The organism is Stenotrophomonas sp. YJH_SMC_79 (assembly GCF_059367995.1).
Window position 1 is genome coordinate 353,317 of sequence record NZ_JCAFRK010000001.1, and the last position, 15,056, is coordinate 368,372.

10 protein-coding genes are annotated in these 15,056 nt (G+C 66.4%); 3 read left to right on the top strand and 7 right to left on the bottom strand.

The window, feature by feature from the left end:
• Window positions 1-118 precede the first annotated feature (118 nt).
• The 4 genes from AC5P57_RS01785 to AC5P57_RS01800 form a co-directional block, all read right to left on the bottom strand.
• Window positions 119-2,311: a TonB-dependent siderophore receptor gene (locus AC5P57_RS01785; RefSeq protein ID WP_262236130.1), complete on the bottom strand. Its 2,193-nt coding sequence runs from the start codon at window positions 2,309-2,311 to the stop codon at window positions 119-121.
• A gap of 357 nt (window positions 2,312-2,668) precedes the next feature.
• The gene (gene mqo / locus AC5P57_RS01790) at window positions 2,669-4,363 is read right to left on the bottom strand and encodes a malate dehydrogenase (quinone) (protein ID WP_099553010.1); all 1,695 of its coding nucleotides are present in this window, start codon (window positions 4,361-4,363) and stop codon (window positions 2,669-2,671) included.
• Between the two features lie 265 nt (window positions 4,364-4,628).
• Window positions 4,629-5,075, bottom strand: coding sequence for a GNAT family N-acetyltransferase (locus AC5P57_RS01795; RefSeq protein WP_142807488.1), 447 nt, complete (start codon window positions 5,073-5,075; stop codon window positions 4,629-4,631).
• A gap of 182 nt (window positions 5,076-5,257) precedes the next feature.
• Window positions 5,258-6,163, bottom strand: a complete 906-nt coding sequence (locus tag AC5P57_RS01800; protein WP_005415672.1) for a LysR family transcriptional regulator ArgP — start codon at window positions 6,161-6,163, stop codon at window positions 5,258-5,260.
• Window positions 6,164-6,301: 138 nt separating this feature from the next.
• Here AC5P57_RS01800 and AC5P57_RS01805 point away from each other — a divergent pair, with 138 nt between their 5' ends.
• Together AC5P57_RS01805 and AC5P57_RS01810 are read left to right on the top strand one after the other, a co-directional pair.
• Entirely contained in the window at window positions 6,302-6,937 is a 636-nt protein-coding gene (locus tag AC5P57_RS01805; RefSeq protein ID WP_005408523.1) for a LysE/ArgO family amino acid transporter, read from the top strand.
• 166 nt (window positions 6,938-7,103) lie between these two features.
• Entirely contained in the window at window positions 7,104-9,071 is a 1,968-nt protein-coding gene (locus tag AC5P57_RS01810) for an alpha/beta hydrolase family protein (protein ID WP_262236131.1), read from the top strand.
• A 55-nt stretch (window positions 9,072-9,126) separates the two neighbouring features.
• Here the strand turns inward: AC5P57_RS01810 and AC5P57_RS01815 are convergent, their stop codons facing one another.
• The 3 genes from AC5P57_RS01815 to AC5P57_RS01825 all read right to left on the bottom strand — a co-directional run bounded on the left by AC5P57_RS01815 (window position 9,127) and on the right by AC5P57_RS01825 (window position 12,755).
• Window positions 9,127-10,881 carry a peptide MFS transporter gene (locus AC5P57_RS01815; RefSeq protein WP_262236281.1) on the bottom strand — a complete coding sequence of 585 codons (1,755 nt, stop codon included), beginning with the start codon at window positions 10,879-10,881 and terminating at the stop codon, window positions 9,127-9,129.
• A 109-nt stretch (window positions 10,882-10,990) separates the two neighbouring features.
• The gene (locus AC5P57_RS01820; RefSeq protein ID WP_262236132.1) at window positions 10,991-12,139 is read right to left on the bottom strand and encodes an acetyltransferase domain-containing protein; all 1,149 of its coding nucleotides are present in this window, start codon (window positions 12,137-12,139) and stop codon (window positions 10,991-10,993) included.
• A gap of 91 nt (window positions 12,140-12,230) precedes the next feature.
• Window positions 12,231-12,755 carry a hypothetical protein gene (locus AC5P57_RS01825; RefSeq protein WP_262236133.1) on the bottom strand — a complete coding sequence of 175 codons (525 nt, stop codon included), beginning with the start codon at window positions 12,753-12,755 and terminating at the stop codon, window positions 12,231-12,233.
• Window positions 12,756-13,050: 295 nt separating this feature from the next.
• Between AC5P57_RS01825 and AC5P57_RS01830 the strand changes: the two genes are divergently transcribed.
• A complete protein-coding gene (locus AC5P57_RS01830; protein WP_099553005.1) occupies window positions 13,051-15,015 on the top strand; it encodes an OPT family oligopeptide transporter in 1,965 nt (654 codons plus the stop codon).
• Window positions 15,016-15,056 lie beyond the last annotated feature (41 nt).

Here is a 15,056-nt window from a genome sequence, read left to right on the forward strand (position 1 = left end):
GACCAACAGTCGGCGCCCACCCAAAAGAAGGGCCCGCGCGGAGGCGGGCCCTTTCCTGCGGCCTGGGGTCAGGGCCCTTTCCTGCGGAAAGGGATCCGACCCCGGGCACGTGCTTGGCTCAGAATTTCCAGCGCAGGCTGGCCGACACGAAGCGCGGTTCGCCGTAGTTGTTGTAGTCCAGGTTCGCCCAGTAGCTCTTGTCCAGTGCATTGCGCACGCTCAGCGTTGCCGTCCAGTTGTCGCTGATGCGGTAGTTGGCGTTGAACTGCACCAGCGAGTACGCCGGCTGGTTCACCGTCACCGTGCCGCCGAGCGGGTAGGCGATGTTGTAACCCTGCACCTTGCTCTGCCACTGCACCCCGCCACCGATGCTCAGGCGTTCCAGCGCACCGCGCAGCTGCAGCTGGGTATTGAGCTGAAGCAGGTCTTCGGGTGGGTTGGCGTACAGCAGGTCGGTGGCGGCACGGGTGACCTTGACGTGGGTGTAGCCGGCGTTGATCGTCCAGCCCGGCAGGATCTCGCCGTTGACGTCCACTTCCCAGCCGCGCGCCTTGGTGCCGTTGATGCCGATGTAGGCCGAGCTGCCGTCGCTCAGCGTGCCTTCCGGCACGCTCATGTCGCGCACCGCGTAGTTGTCCTGCTTGGCCTCGAACACCGCCGCATTGGCGGTCAGGCGGCCATCGAACCACTGCGTCTTGATGCCCGCTTCCAGGTTCGAGCCCTGCACCGGTGCCAGCAGGTTCTCGTTGCGGTCCTTGTAGTTCTGCGGATTGAAGATCTCGGTGTAGCTGGCGTAGGCCGACACGTTCGGGGTGATCTCGTAGACCAGGCCCACGTACGGGGTGACCTCATCGCTCACCTTGTACGCACCGCTGGTGCCGGTATAGGCGCCGGCGGCGTTGTACGAGCGGCTGAGTGTTTCCCAGCGGCTCAGGCGTGCACCGGCAATCAGCGACAGCGGCTCGGCCAGGTGCAGGCGGGTGGCCAGGTAGACGCCGCTCTGCGTGGTCTTGGCCACGCGGCGCGCGCCGGTGCGGGTGTAGGTCACCTCGGAAATATCGCCGTTCCAGTTGAACACGTTGGGGATGTAGTAACAGCGTTCACGCCCGCAGGTGGCCCAGTCGCCCGGGAAGTTCAGTGCCACGGTATTGGTGGTGCCTTCCAGGTCCGACCACTGGGCACCGACGGTCAGGTCATGGTCGCGGCCAAACAGCGGGAACGTGCCGGTCAGATAGGCGTCGACGTTGCGGCGGGTGTCCTTGGAATCACCGGCGGCCGCGCGCAGGTAGATGCCCGCGCCGGTCGCCGGGTCCGGGTTGCCGGTGCCGTACAGGCGCACGTTCTGCACGTTGCCGCGGGTGTAGGCGGTGTTGATCTTCAACAGCCAGTTGTCGCCGAAACGCTGCTCCAGGTTGGCGAACGCGGTGCTGCTCTCGCGCTTCCAGTAGCTCCACTTCGGCGACAGGTTGGTCGAGCGCGCCAGATGCGCGAAGTTGCCCTGGTTGTCGAAGAACGCCACGGTGCCCCAGGTGGAACCGGTCGGGTTGTTGTCCTGGGTCTGGTAGCCGACGGTGACCATGGTGCTGTCGGTGACATCGCCTTCCAGCACCGCCATGCCGGCCATCTTGTTCTCGTCGTAGCGGTCGTAGTACAGGCCACGATCGGTGTAGGCGGCGACCACGCGGCTGCGGAAGCGGCCGTCATCGGTGAGCGGGGCGGTCACATCGGCCTCCATGCGGCGATAGTCCCAGCTGCCCGCGCTGACCGCGAACGAGGCATCGAACTCCTTGCCGGGGCGCTTGCGCAGCAGGTTGACCGTGGCCGACGGCACGCCGGCGCCGCTGAGCAGGCCGTTGGCACCGCGGATCACTTCGATGCGGTCGTAGAAGGCGGTGTCGTATTCCTGGTTGGTCGAACCGCTGTAGGTCGGGATGCCGTCGACCTGGAAGTCAGTGATGGCGAAGCCGCGTGCGTAGTAGAGCGGGCGCTGGGTGTCGTAGAAGGACACGCTGACGCCGGTCACGGTGCGCATCACGTCGTTGATGCTGAACAGCGATTCGTCCTGCAGGCGCTTCAGGCTGATTGCGGTGGCGGACTGCGGGGTTTCCTGCAGCGTGATCGGCAGGCGCGTGGTGCTCGACGGTGGTGCGGACTGTTCGGCGCGGACGCTGACCCGGTCCAGGGTCTTGGCATCGGCGGCGCCATCGGCCGCAGCGAACGCACCGGGTGCGGCCAGCAGGGACAAGGACGAAAGCAGGGCAGCCGGCAGCAGCGCGCGGCGGGGCAGGCGGTTGGTCAGGGTCGGGGACATGGTGGGCTCGAAGCTCGGAAGCGGGGAAGGGCGGCAACAGTCGTCCAGCACCCGGGGCGGCGGCTTCGGGCACAGCAGGTCCATCTGGGAGGGGCGCGGTCACTGCGCAGGACGCAAATGTAAATAATTCTTAACAACATTACAATTCGCGTCATTGTGGAGGGGCTTCTGGGCGCATGGCAGTGGCTGGGCCGGGGTCGGATCCCGTTGCCGCAGGCAATGGGCTCTGGCCCCATCATCGGCGCCCAAGCGCAGGTCAGAGCCCTCCCGTGCGGGAGGGATCCGACCCGTAGTTGCCCAAACGCGAACGGCCACCCGTAGGTGGCCGTCCGTCTGCCTCGAATGGAAACTGCGGGCTTACAGTGCCTGCAGTTCCTCGTTGGCGTTGCGCTTTTCCTTGGCCGGGGCCGGAGCCGGAGCTGCGGCCGGTGCAGGCGCTGCCGCGTTGGCATCCACCGGCACTTCCAGATAGGGAAGGTGCAGGGTCTGGCTGGTCAGCGTGCGGATCTCGTTGGTCAGCGCGGCGCTGTCGTTGAGCTTGCGCCCGTATGACGGGACGATTTCGCGCAGGCGCGCTTCCCAACCGGCCTTCATCTGGTCCGGGAAGGCCTTGGCCATCAGGTCCAGCATGATCGGCGGCGAGGTCGACGCACCCGGCGAGGCGCCGAGCAGGGCCGCGAGGGTGTGGTCCTTGTCGGTCACGATCTCGGTACCGAACTGCAGCACCGGGCCCTTCAACGGGTCACGCTTGATGATCTGCACGCGCTGGCCGGCGGTGACCAGCTTCCAGTCGCCCGGCTTGGCGTTGGGGAAGTACTTGACCAGTTCGGCCTGGCGGTCGGCATCGTTCAGGCGCGCCTGGCCCATCAGGTACTGCACCAGGTCCAGGTTGTCCTTGCCCACTTCCAGCATCGGGCCGACGTTGTTGTGGGTGACCGACGAGTACAGGTCCCACCACGAGCCGTGCTTGAGGAACTTGGTGCTGTACAGCGCGAACGGCCCGAACAGCACCACCGGCTTGCCATCCAGCTTGCGCGCATCCAGGTGCGGCACCGACATCGGCGGTGAGCCGGTCTCTGCCATGCCGTAGGCCTTCACACCGTGGCGCGAAGTCACGTCCTGGCCCTGGAAGGCGAGGAACTGGCCACCGACCGGGAAGCCGGCGTAGTCCTTCGATTCCGGGATGCCCGACATCTGCAGCAGCTTCAGCGCAGCGCCACCGGCACCAATGAACACGAAGCGGGCGTGGGTGGTGGACTCGGTGCCGGCCTTGAGGTCCTTCACGGTCACGTTCCAGCTCTTGTCGGCGTTCTGCCGCAGCGCGCTCACTTCGTGGTTCAGGTGCAGGCTGAAGTTCGGGCTGCGTTGCAGGCCGGTGGTCAGCTGGCGGGTGATCACACCGAAGTTGACGTCGGTACCGAGCGGCATCCAGGTCGCGGCCACCTTCTGCTTCGGGTCACGGCCTTCCATCAGCAGCGGGGCCCACTGCTTGATCTGCGCCGGATCTTCCGAGTACTGCATGCCGTAGAACAGCGGGTTCTTCACCAGGGCCTGCTGGCGCTTGTGCAGGTAGGCGATGTTGTCATCGCCCCAGACGAAGCTCATGTGCGGCGTCGGGTTGATGAAGTCGCTGGGCTGGCTCAGCCGGCCTTCCTTCACCTGGTGCGACCAGAACTGGCGCGAGACCTCGAACGATTCGGCGATGCCGACCGCACGCTTGGTCTCAATGCTGCCGTCAGGCAGTTCCGGGGTGTAGTTCAGTTCGGCGAAGGCCGAGTGGCCGGTGCCGGCATTGTTCCAGCCGTCGGAGCTTTCACCGGCGACGCCGTCGAGGCGCTCATAGACCTGGATGTTCCAGTCCGGCTGCAGTTCCTGCAGGTAGGTGGCCAGGGTGATGCTCATGATGCCGGCGCCGACCAGCACCACATCGACGGGCTTGTCGTTGCTGGCGGCGGGCACCGAACGCTGGGTCAGCGGCCAGTACAGGAACAGCGCGGCGGCCAGCAACAGCAGCACGAGCAGGGCGAGCAGGGCCTTGCCAAATTTCTTCATGGGGGCGGGATCGTTGGCGGAGGGGAAGGGGTCAGGATGCGCGTGGGGCAGGGAAAGGGCGTGAAGAAACAACGCCTTGCGCCATCCAACTGCGATTCTAACCGGATCCGGTCCGTTTTTGATGCAACGCAGCATCCGACGTTTCGCGGCCCCGTCATCTGGGGGGGGGCGGGCTCGACCTGGTGACCTCAGCCCCTGTAATGCCGGGCCACGCCTGACGACCGCAGCCCCAGTAGCGCCAGGCCATGCCTGGCGACGTCGTCAATCAGACCAGCTCAAGAATCTCGTCGCCGGCCTCGTCGACCTCCCCGGTCGGGCGCCAGCCCAGGCGGCGGTAGAACCCATGCGAGCGCGAGCGTGGGTCGGCCGAGCAGGCCAGGAACAGCCGCGGGTGGCCGGCGTCGCGAGTCAGGCTGACGACCTCCTGCAGCAGCTGGCGGCCGATGCCGCGGCCTTCATATTCAGGCAGCAGGGCCAGCACCAGCACCTCGCCGCTGTCGCGGTCGGCGAAGCAGTAGCCGGCCATGCGCTCGCCGTCCCAGGCGATGCGGCCGATGAAATCGCCACCGGAGATGCCTTCGGCCCAGCTGTCCCCGGTGATGCCCAGCGCTGCCAACTGCGCGGCGCTGAAGGCGTTCTCGCGGGTGCGCCCGCGCAGGTCGATGCAGGCGGCGGCATCTTCGGGGCGCGCATCGCGCACGGCTATGGGCATGTCGGACATCCTTGTAGTGGTCGGCCCGTCAGTATCCGCATCACGCATGGACCCGGTGTGGAGGTTGCGTGGAGATCCGATGGAGCAAAAAGGGGACGGAGGGAATTAAGTCATCTTTGCCCTGTATGACGCTAGAGCCTTAAACGACTTAATCCCCTCCGTCCCCTTTTCCTGCGTGCGACTCAGCGCTTGCGCCGGATCAGCGCGGAGGAGGCATCCAGCACCGCGCGGGTCAGTAGCGCCATGGTCTGCACGTCGCCCTTCCAGTGCTGCCAGTACAGCGGCACGTCTTCCCACGCGCGCTGCCGCACGTAGACCAGTCGCCCGGCATCCAGGTGGCGCTTCACCAGCGGCAGCGGGTTCATCGTCCAGCCCAGCCCGCCCAGGTTGGCCTGCACGAAGGCCCGGGTGGACGGGATCCACCAGGTCGGTGCGGTGCTGGGCAGGTCGTCGCCGGCCATGCGCCGGGCGAAGCGCGACTGCATCTCATCCTTGCGGTTGAACACCAGCACAGGCGCCTGTGCCAGCGCCTGCGCGGTCACGCCCTTGGCAAAATGGCGCTCGCGAAACTCGGGCGTACAGGTCGCCGCGTAGCGGATGCTGCCCAGCGCGTGGATCTGGCAACCCTGCACGGGCTCGTCCAGCGTGGTCACCGCCCCCAGCACTGTGCCCTGGCGCAGCAGCTCCACCGTGTGGTCCTGGTCCTCCACGCGCAGGTCCAGCGTGGTGCCGGTGGTCTGCGCGAACTGGTAGGCCGCCTGCGGGAACCAGGTTTCCAGGCTGTCGTGGTTCACCGCCACCGGAATACTGGCCTGTGGCAGATCCTCGTCGGCCAGGCCCATCCGGTGCAGCGCATCGTGTTCGAGCAGGGCAGTCTGCTCAGCCAGCTGTACCAGCAGCTGCCCTTCTGCGGTGGCGGTGGCCGGAGTGCCACGCTTGACCAGCAGCCGGCCGATCCGATCCTCCAGTGCCTTGACCCGCTGCGAGATGGCGGACGGGGTGACATTCAGCGACTGCGCGGCGCGGTCGAAGCTGCCTTCGCGGATCACTGCGGCCAGGGCGCGCAGCTGGGCATGGTCGATACGCATCGGATTAAGTTCCGCTAATGTTGGTTTAGGAAGTTTAGCTCGTCTTTTCCATGTTGCGGCGCGACAATGGCGCTCGTTCCGGTGCTGTCCGCCTTCGCGAGGCACCGTCCCCCCAAGCAATAAAAGGCAGTGAATCCCATGTTCTCGGTCATCTCCGCCAGCACCGGCCTCGGTGCCTGGTTCTCTGGTGCAGCCACCGGCATCGGCCTGTTCGCCGTGGTCGGCGCGCAGAGTGCCTTCATCCTGCGCCAGGGCATCCTGCGCAAGCACATCGTGCCGGTGGTCGCCACCTGTGCGGCCATCGATGCCATCTTCATCTTCGCCAGCGTGGCCGGCCTGCGCACGCTCACCTCGGCGCTGCCGTGGCTGACCACCGCCGTGCTGTGGACCGGTGTCGCGTTCCTGGCCTGGTATGCGATGAAGTCGGCACGCCGTGCGATCGCCGGTGGCGGTGGCATGGGCGAGGCCGACAGCGATGACGGCAGCCGCCGCGCGGTGCTGATGGCTGCGGTCGGCTTCTCGCTGATCAACCCGCACTTCTGGCTGGACATGATGGTGATCGGCTCGATCGCCGAGAACTTCGGCAACGCCCGCATGGCCTTCGCTGCCGGCGTGGTGACCGCCAGCTGCCTGTGGCTGACCGCGCAGGGCCTCGGCGCACGCCTGCTGGCGCCGCTGTTCACCAAGCCCAGCACCTGGCGCGTGCTCGACGGCACCATCGCGGTGATCCTCAGCATCCTGGCCCTCACGTTGGCGGTGCGCGGGGTCCACTGACCCGGCGCACGCCCCCCGAACCCACGTCCTGACTCTCTCTCCAAGGTAGTGGTAACGACGGCACCGGCAACGGTGCCGTCGTTTTTTGTGCGCCACTGGCGGCCCGGGCGCCTGCCTGCCTAGAATCGGCCAGCCGGGACAAGGGGTCCAGGCAGGGGAGATATGGATGCACAAGCGCTGGCTGGCCGCCCTCATCGTGGCGGGACTTTGGTGTGGAACCGCTGCTGCGATCGATCTGGGCGCCTATGTGCGAGCGGACAAGTTCGGCGATGTCATGCTGTCTCCCGGGGGCGACTATCTGGCCGCGACCGTGCCTGCGGACGGCTTCACCGCCGTGATCATCCTGCGTACGGACGACAACACGCCGGTGGGCAACCTGCGGCCACCCCTCAATTCGCATGTCTTCAACATGCACTGGGTCAACAACGATCAGGTGATGTTCGGTCTGGCGCAGAAGTTCGGCACCCGTGATGCGCCGTGGGCCACCGGCGAGCTGCTGACACTGGATGCGCGCACCGGGCGACCGGAACTACTGGTGGGCTACCGCGATCTTGGCCTGCGCGTGCGGCCCAAGTACCGGACGTCGGCTGCGGCGTTCCTCAGTGACGCCTTGCCCGGCGATGATGCCCACGTGGTCATCGCGGTAGGCGGATCGCGGCTGGATGCCAACGGCTATGCGGCCCAGCTGGAACTGGCAAGCGGCAAGCAGCGGCTGCTGGCCCGCGCGCCGATGCCGGGTGCCTCCTATGTGGTGGATGCCCGAGGCGAGGTACGTTTCGTCCAGGGCGCCGGTACCGATAATGTCCATCGGCTCTACCACCGCAACGGTGGTGACTGGGTGTTGGTCAATGACGAGAAACGCAGTGGCCGCGGCGAGGCGGCGCTGGGCTTTTCCGCCGACGGCCAATTGGCCTACCTGCTCAGCGAGCAGGCCAGCGGTCCCGATGCCATCGTCAGCTGGAACCCGGCCACGCAGGAGCGCAAGGTCGTGCTGCGCGACGAGGTCGTCGATCCGGCGCGACTGATCCGCCGCCCGGGCAGCACCGTGCCGGTCGGTGCGCTGTTCCAGGGAAACACACCGCATACCCGGTTCTTCGACGAAAGCTCCGAGGAGGCGCGGTTGTACCGCAGCCTGGAAGCGGCATTCCCAGGGCGTGCAGTGTTCATTACCTCAAGTACCCGCGACGGTCGCCGCCTGCTGGTGGAAACCGGGTCCGGCTCCAATCCGGGCGAGTTCTACCTGTACGACCGCGACCGCAACCAGGCGCGCTTCCTGATGGCGCGCAGCGAATGGATTGACCCGGAGACCACTGCGTCGGTGCGGCCGGTCCTGCTGAAGGCGCGCGATGGGTTGGAGCTCCATGGATTCCTGACAGTCCCGCATGGCAGTACCGGCCGTGACCTGCCGATGGTGGTGGTGCCGCATGGTGGGCCGATCGGGATATTCGACAACGGTAGTTTCGATCACGAGAACCAGTTGTTGGCCGCTGCTGGCTACGCCGTGCTGCAGATCAATTTCCGCGGCTCGGGCAACTATGGCCGTGCCCACAGCCGGGCAGCACTGAAACAGTGGGGTGGCGCGATGCAGGACGACGTGACCGACGCCACGCGATGGGCGATCAGCGAAGGCATTGCCGATCCCCGGCGCATCTGCATCTACGGTGCCAGCTACGGGGCATACTCGGCGATGATGGGTGCCGCCCGCGAGCCAGGGCTGTACCGGTGCGCGGCCGGCTATGTGGGCGTCTACGACCTGCCGCTGATGTTCACCGGCGGAGATATCCAGGACCGGGATTCCGGGATGAGCTACCTGCGCGAGTGGCTGGGCGATCCTGCCACGTTGGGCGCGGTCTCGCCGGTCAATCTGGCTGGCCAGATCAAGGTTCCGGTGTTCCTGGTGGCCGGTGGTCAAGACAGGCGCGCCCCGATCCAGCACACCGAGCGCATGGAGGCGGCGCTCAAGCGTGCCGGTACGCCGGTGGAAAGCCTGTACTACAAGACCGAAGGGCACGGCTTCTATACCGAAGCCCATCGCAGCGAGTACTACGGCAAGCTGTTGGCCTTCCTGTCACGCAGCCTCGGTGGCAAGACCGCCACGACTGCGGCTGCGGACGGCAAGGGCAAGGCGCCGTAAGGCAAAGGGCGGCGGATGGTTCATCCGCCGCCCCGGTTCCTGCCTGTGGGTGGGCTTACTTCACCCCGTGCATCATCTTCTTCAGCAGCGGCGCGGCAATGAAGGCCGCCAGCGCGCAGCCGAGGCCGATCCACATCAGCAGCCAGAACAGGTGTGCATAGGCACCGGCCGCGGCCACCATGTCCAGCGATTCGCCTTCCGGTACCTCGATCGCAGCCAGCTTGCCGAACAAGGCGGCCAGCGTTTCCGAGAACGCGGTGGCCAGGAACCAGGTGCCCATCATCAGGCTCATCACCCGCGGCACGGCCAGCTGGGTCACCGCCGACAGGCCGACCGGCGACAGGCACATCTCGCCGCTGGCCAGCAGGAAGTAGGCCAGCACCAGCCACCACACGCTGGCCATCTCGCCGGTGGCGCCCACCTGCTGTGCGGCCAGTGCCAGCGGGACGAATGAGAGTGCACCGATCACCAGGCCCCAGGCCGATTTCACCGGCTTGCCCGGTTCCCAACCACGGCGGTCCATCCACGTCCACAGCGCGGCGAAGGCCGGTGCCAGCAGCACCAGGAACAGGCCGCCGAGGTAGGTCAGCGAGCCGGCGGTCTGCGGAATCACCAGGCAGTCGCGCACCAGCAGCACCAGCATCAGTACGACGATGGCGGCGAAGAAGGTGCGCGGTGCAGATGAGCCCGGACGGCGCTCGGACAGCCGCGCGCTGACCACGAAGCCCAGCGGTGCCAGCAGCAGCGAGATGATCGACCACGGCAGCGGGGTACCGCCGGTGATCACCAGCGAGGGCACGATGTCCTTGGTCAGCAGGCGGTCGGTGAAGGTCACCCACGAGCCGTAGGACTGCTCGTACATCGTGAAGAACACCAGCGCCATGAAGATCAGCACCATCAGCGCGATCATCTGCTGGCGCTGTACCGGCGTGCATTTGGTGCCGGTGAACCAGGCGAACCAGACCAGTACGCCGCCCAGCACGACCAGCATCAGCATCAGCGCCAGGCTGATTTCACCGCCCAGCGCGAACGCGCCGTTGCCGGCCGCCCACATCAGCCACGCCACCGGCAGCACGCCGAGCACCGCGCACAGATAGATGAGCCATTCGCGTGGCAGGCCCAGCACCTTCTGCTTCAATGCCGCCGGCTGCGGTGGTTCGGCATGGCCCTGCAGGTACTTCTGGCCCCACAGGAACATTGCCAGGCCGGCCAGCATGCCGATGCCGGCGGCGCCGAAACCGTATTTCCAGCCGTAGGCTTCACCGAGGAAGCCGCACACCAGCGAGGAGAACAGCGCGCCCAGGTTGATGCCGGCGTAGAACAGCGAGAAACCCGAATCGCGGCGCGGATCGTCCTTGGCGTACAGCTTGCCGACGATGGTGGAGATGTTCGGCTTCAGGAAGCCTACGCCCATGATGATCAGCGCCAGCGACAGGTAGGTCACCGCCAGTGCCGAGGTGTCGCGCACCACTTCACCGTTGACCCGGTAGGCCGCATGGCCCTCGAAGGCCATGCCCAGGTGGCCGAGTACCAGCAGGATGCCGCCGAACAGCACCGCCCGGCGCATGCCCAGCCAGCGGTCGGCCAGCATGCCGCCGAACACCGGGATGCAGTACACCAGGCCGCCATAGGCACCGAGCAGGTCCAGGCCGGCCTTGTCGCCGAACAGGTGGTACTTGGTCAGGTACAGCAGCAGCAGCGCCTTCATGCCGTAGAACGAGAAGCGCTCCCACATTTCGGTGAAGAAGCAGACGTAGACGCCCTTGGGGTGGCCCAGGAAGTCGTCGGAGGCAGGAGCGGCAACGGTCATCGACAGCGCGGACAGCGGAAAGGGCGCGATTATAGGCCTCTGGGCCTGGGCAGGCAGCCGCTGGTGGAACCACGCCATGCATGGCCGGCGCTCCCCCGGCTGCCGCCGCTCACAGGTATCGCAACCATGGCAGATCGCGCCTTCGTGCTTTGAACCGCGCGAATACCCGCGTTGGCGGGTACAGCACCACCGCCAGCGCACAGGCCACCAGCAGCAGGCCGCTGACCGAATCCAGGGCATACAACTCGCCATGTGTCGGCCCCCAGGCTGCCAGCGCGCCCAGGTACAGCCCCTTCAGCACGTACAGGTGCAGCAGGTAGAAGAACATCGGCGCGGCGCCGATATCGGCCAGCGGGCGCAGCGCACGCGCCAGTGGCGGCCATTCGTACAGGCGCAGCAGCAACACGCCCACGCCCAGGGTCAGCAGCAGGAACTGCAGCGACGGCGGGTACTTGGTCACATTGAGGATGCTCAGCCAGGTGCGCAGCGCAGTGGTCTGGTACTGCCAGGGGGCGTCCCCGTACTCGTTGGCGAACCGCAGCAATGCGAACAGGGCCAGCGCGCCGACGCCTGCCCACAGCAGCCAGCGCTGGCGCTGCTCCGGCGCGCGCTCGTGGGCGAACCAGGGCCCCATCAGATAACCCAGAGCGATCACCCCGATCCACGGCAGTACCGGATAGGAGGTGCGCAGGCGCAGCGCGCCGGCCTCGATCCAGTCGCGCTGGTGCAGCACTTTCCACAACACCGCCAGCAGGCCATTGCCTTGCAGCCGTACGTTGTCGAACAGGTTGTGCCCGGCCACCACCGCGACTGCCAGCACCAGCAGGGCCGGGCGCGGCAGCCACAGCAGGCCAGCCAGCGCGATCATGCTCAGTCCGATGGCCCAGATCACTTGCAGGTACAGCGTGTCCGGCGGCAGCTGGAAGGTCCAGGCGAAATTCACCAGGGTCAGTTCCAGCACGACCAGGAACAGGCCTCGCTTGAGCAGGAAGGCGGCCGTGGCCCGGCGCGGATCCGCTTGGCGCTGGCCATACAGCCAGGCCGACAGGCCGGTCAGCAGGACGAACACGGGTGCGCACAGGTGGGCCAGAAGACGGCAGGCGAACAGCGCAGGGGAGACCGTCGCCGCGTCCAGCGGGTCGCTTACCTGATGCTGCAGGAAGAAGGTCTCGCGCACGTGGTCCAGCAACATCAACAGCATTACGGTGCCGCGCAGCTGGTCGATGGAGGCCAGGCGGGTAGTGGGGGAGGGGGCCACGTACGAGGTTCGGTCGGCGTGACAGGATATAACATAACAATTACGTCTTTCCAGCGCGTGCTGAGCTGTTCCGACGAGCGCGCGCGTCGGCTCAGGGCAGGCAAACCGAGGGGCTCCAGCCCAGCGCCTCGTCGTAGTGGACCTGGATCGCTCGCAGGCTCCCGTCAGGGTTGGCCTTCAAGCAGAATCGGGCGCTGTGGTGTTGCGTGGCGCCGGTCCTGGTGGCCGACAGCGAAACGTCGTACAGGCGTCCGGGCTGCAGCGGCATCGCCGTTTGCCTTGAAATGGCGTTGGCTGGCACTTCTCCGTAGACCACGCAGGCTCCGGATGGAAGTGGGATTGATGCGGGATGGGCAAAGTAGAAAGACCATTGCCGCCGCAGCGGTGGAGTAATTGCGTCATGCACCTCCACACCAAACACCTCCGGAGTTTTACCGATACGCTTGCGCTCTTTCTTGGGTAGTCCGAAACAAGGTTTGCCGGCGTGGTCAGTGATCTCGACTGCGCCAATGCGGCTCCAAGCAGATGCGTAATCGCAAAGCGGCATCAGGCAGATCAGGGTCACGAGAGCCACGACCGGTGATTTGATCGGGCGGATCCGCAGTGGGTTGTTCATCGGGCAGCTCAGCGTCATGGGTTCAGTTCATGAACACGATGCACGGGGCGTTGAGGCACTTCAAACGGTGCTGGCTGGAATGCTGCAGTACTGGTTGGCCTGGCCTCTGCAGGACAAGGAGACAGCGAGGCCCAGCAGCCCTCCGGGATGTGCCTCATGCGCTTGATGCGTTGGCCGAGTTTGGCCAGAAGCGACTATCTCACTGCCGACCTGGCCGCAACCCTCCCGAACCGCACTGGACTTGCCGCCCCCTGAACGCTAGCGTGATCGGGATTTTTTGCCAGCAGGGGCTTCCATGAACCACGACGCTGCGCCCAAGCAGCTCACCTTCCGCGCAGTGGCCCTGGCCATCGTGCTGGCGGTGGTGCTGTCAGCGGCCAACGCCTATCTCGGTCTGTTCGCAGGCCTGACCATCGCCACCGCCATTCCCGCCGCGGTGATTTCCATGGGCGTGCTGCGCCTGCTGGGCGGTGGCTCCATCCTCGAAAACAACATCGTGCAGACCGGCGCTTCAGCCGGTTCGTCGATCGCCGCCGGTGTGATCTTCACCATCCCCGCGCTGGTGATCATGGGCTACTGGCCGGACTTCAAGTACTGGTGGGTGCTGGGCATCGCCGGCCTGGGTGGCCTGCTGGGCGTGCTGTTCTCGGTGCCGCTGCGCCGTTCGATGATCGTTGAAGACCCGCTGCCGTTCCCGGAAGGCAAGGCCGCCGCCGAAGTGCTCAAGGCCGGTGAGAACCCGGGCCCGGGCCTGAAGATCCTCGGCCTGTCGGCGGTGATCGGTGCCTTCGTCAAGCTGGCCGCGGAAAGCGGCATGCGCCTGATTCCGGACGCCTGGGCCACCTCGGCCTACGTCGGCAGCTCCAAGGTCACCGCCTTCATCGGCACCAACCTGTCGCCGGCGCTGCTGGGCGTGGGCTACATCGTCGGCCTCAACGTCGGCATCGTGGTGGTCTCCGGTTCGATCCTGACCTGGCACATCGCCATCCCGATCTACCAGGCGTTCTTCATGAACACCGATCCGGCACTGGCCGCGTCGGTTGCCACCGCTTCGTCCACCGAAGCCGCGTTCGCCATCTGGGGCGCGAAGATGCGCTACCTGGGCGTCGGCGCGATGCTGATCGGTGGCATCTGGACCCTGATCTCGCTGCGCAAGTCGCTGCTGAACGGCGTCAAGAGCGGCTTCGCGGCTGCCCGCAAGAGCGGCGGCCCGGTGCTGGCGCACACCGAGCGCGACCTGCCGATGAAGTGGATGCTGGTCGCCCTGGTGGCCTTCGTGCTGCCGCTGCTGGCCCTGTACCAGGCCATCGTCGGCCAGTGGCACGTGTCGATCCCGATGACCCTCATCATGATCGTCGCCGGCTTCCTGTTCGTTTCGGTCTCGGCGTACCTCGCCGGCCTGATCGGCTCGTCCAACAACCCGGTGTCGGGCATCACCATCTCCACCATCCTGTTCGCCTCGGCGGTGCTGGTGGTGCTGCTGGGTGCCGATGGCCTGAAGCCGGTCGGTGCCGGCGGTGCGCCGCTGGGTGCGGTGGCCGCGATCATGATCGGTGCGGTGGTGTGCTGCGCCGCCGCGGTCGGCGGTGACAACCTGCAGGACCTCAAGGCCGGTTACATCGTCGGCGCCACCCCGTGGAAGCAGCAGCTGATGCTGGGCATCGGTGCGTTCTCGTGCGCGCTGATCATGGCTCCGGTGCTGAACCTGCTGGCCACTGCCTACGGCATCGGCGTCAAGTCCGAGCTGCATCCGAACGCACTGGCCGCGCCGCAGGCCAACCTGATGGCCTCGGTGGCCAAGGGCCTGTTCGGCGGTGAACTGCCGTGGACCTTCATTGGCATCGGTGCCGTGGTCGGTGCCGCCATCATCGCCTTCGACAGCTGGCTGAAGTCGCGCAACGCCCGCTTCCGCGTGCCGGTGCTGGCCGCCGCCATCGGTATCTACCTGCCGCTGGAACTGATGGTGCCGATCTTCCTCGGTGGCCTGATCGCCTACCTGGTCGAGCGCTTCCACAAGGTGCGCGCGGATGACGAAGAAGGCCGCGACCGCGTGCACAAGCCGGGCGTGCTGTTCGCCGCCGGCCTGATCACCGGTGAGGCACTGATGGGCATCGCCATCGCGATTCCGATCGTGGTCAGCAGCCGCGCCGACGTGCTGGCCGTGCCGTTCCACCTGCCGGGCGCACAGTGGATCGGCCTTGCCGTGCTGTTCCTGGTCGGCTGGCTGATCTACCGCACCGGCAAGCGCGCCGTGGCGTAACACCCACGGGGTCGGATCCCTTCCCGCAGGGAAGGGCTCTG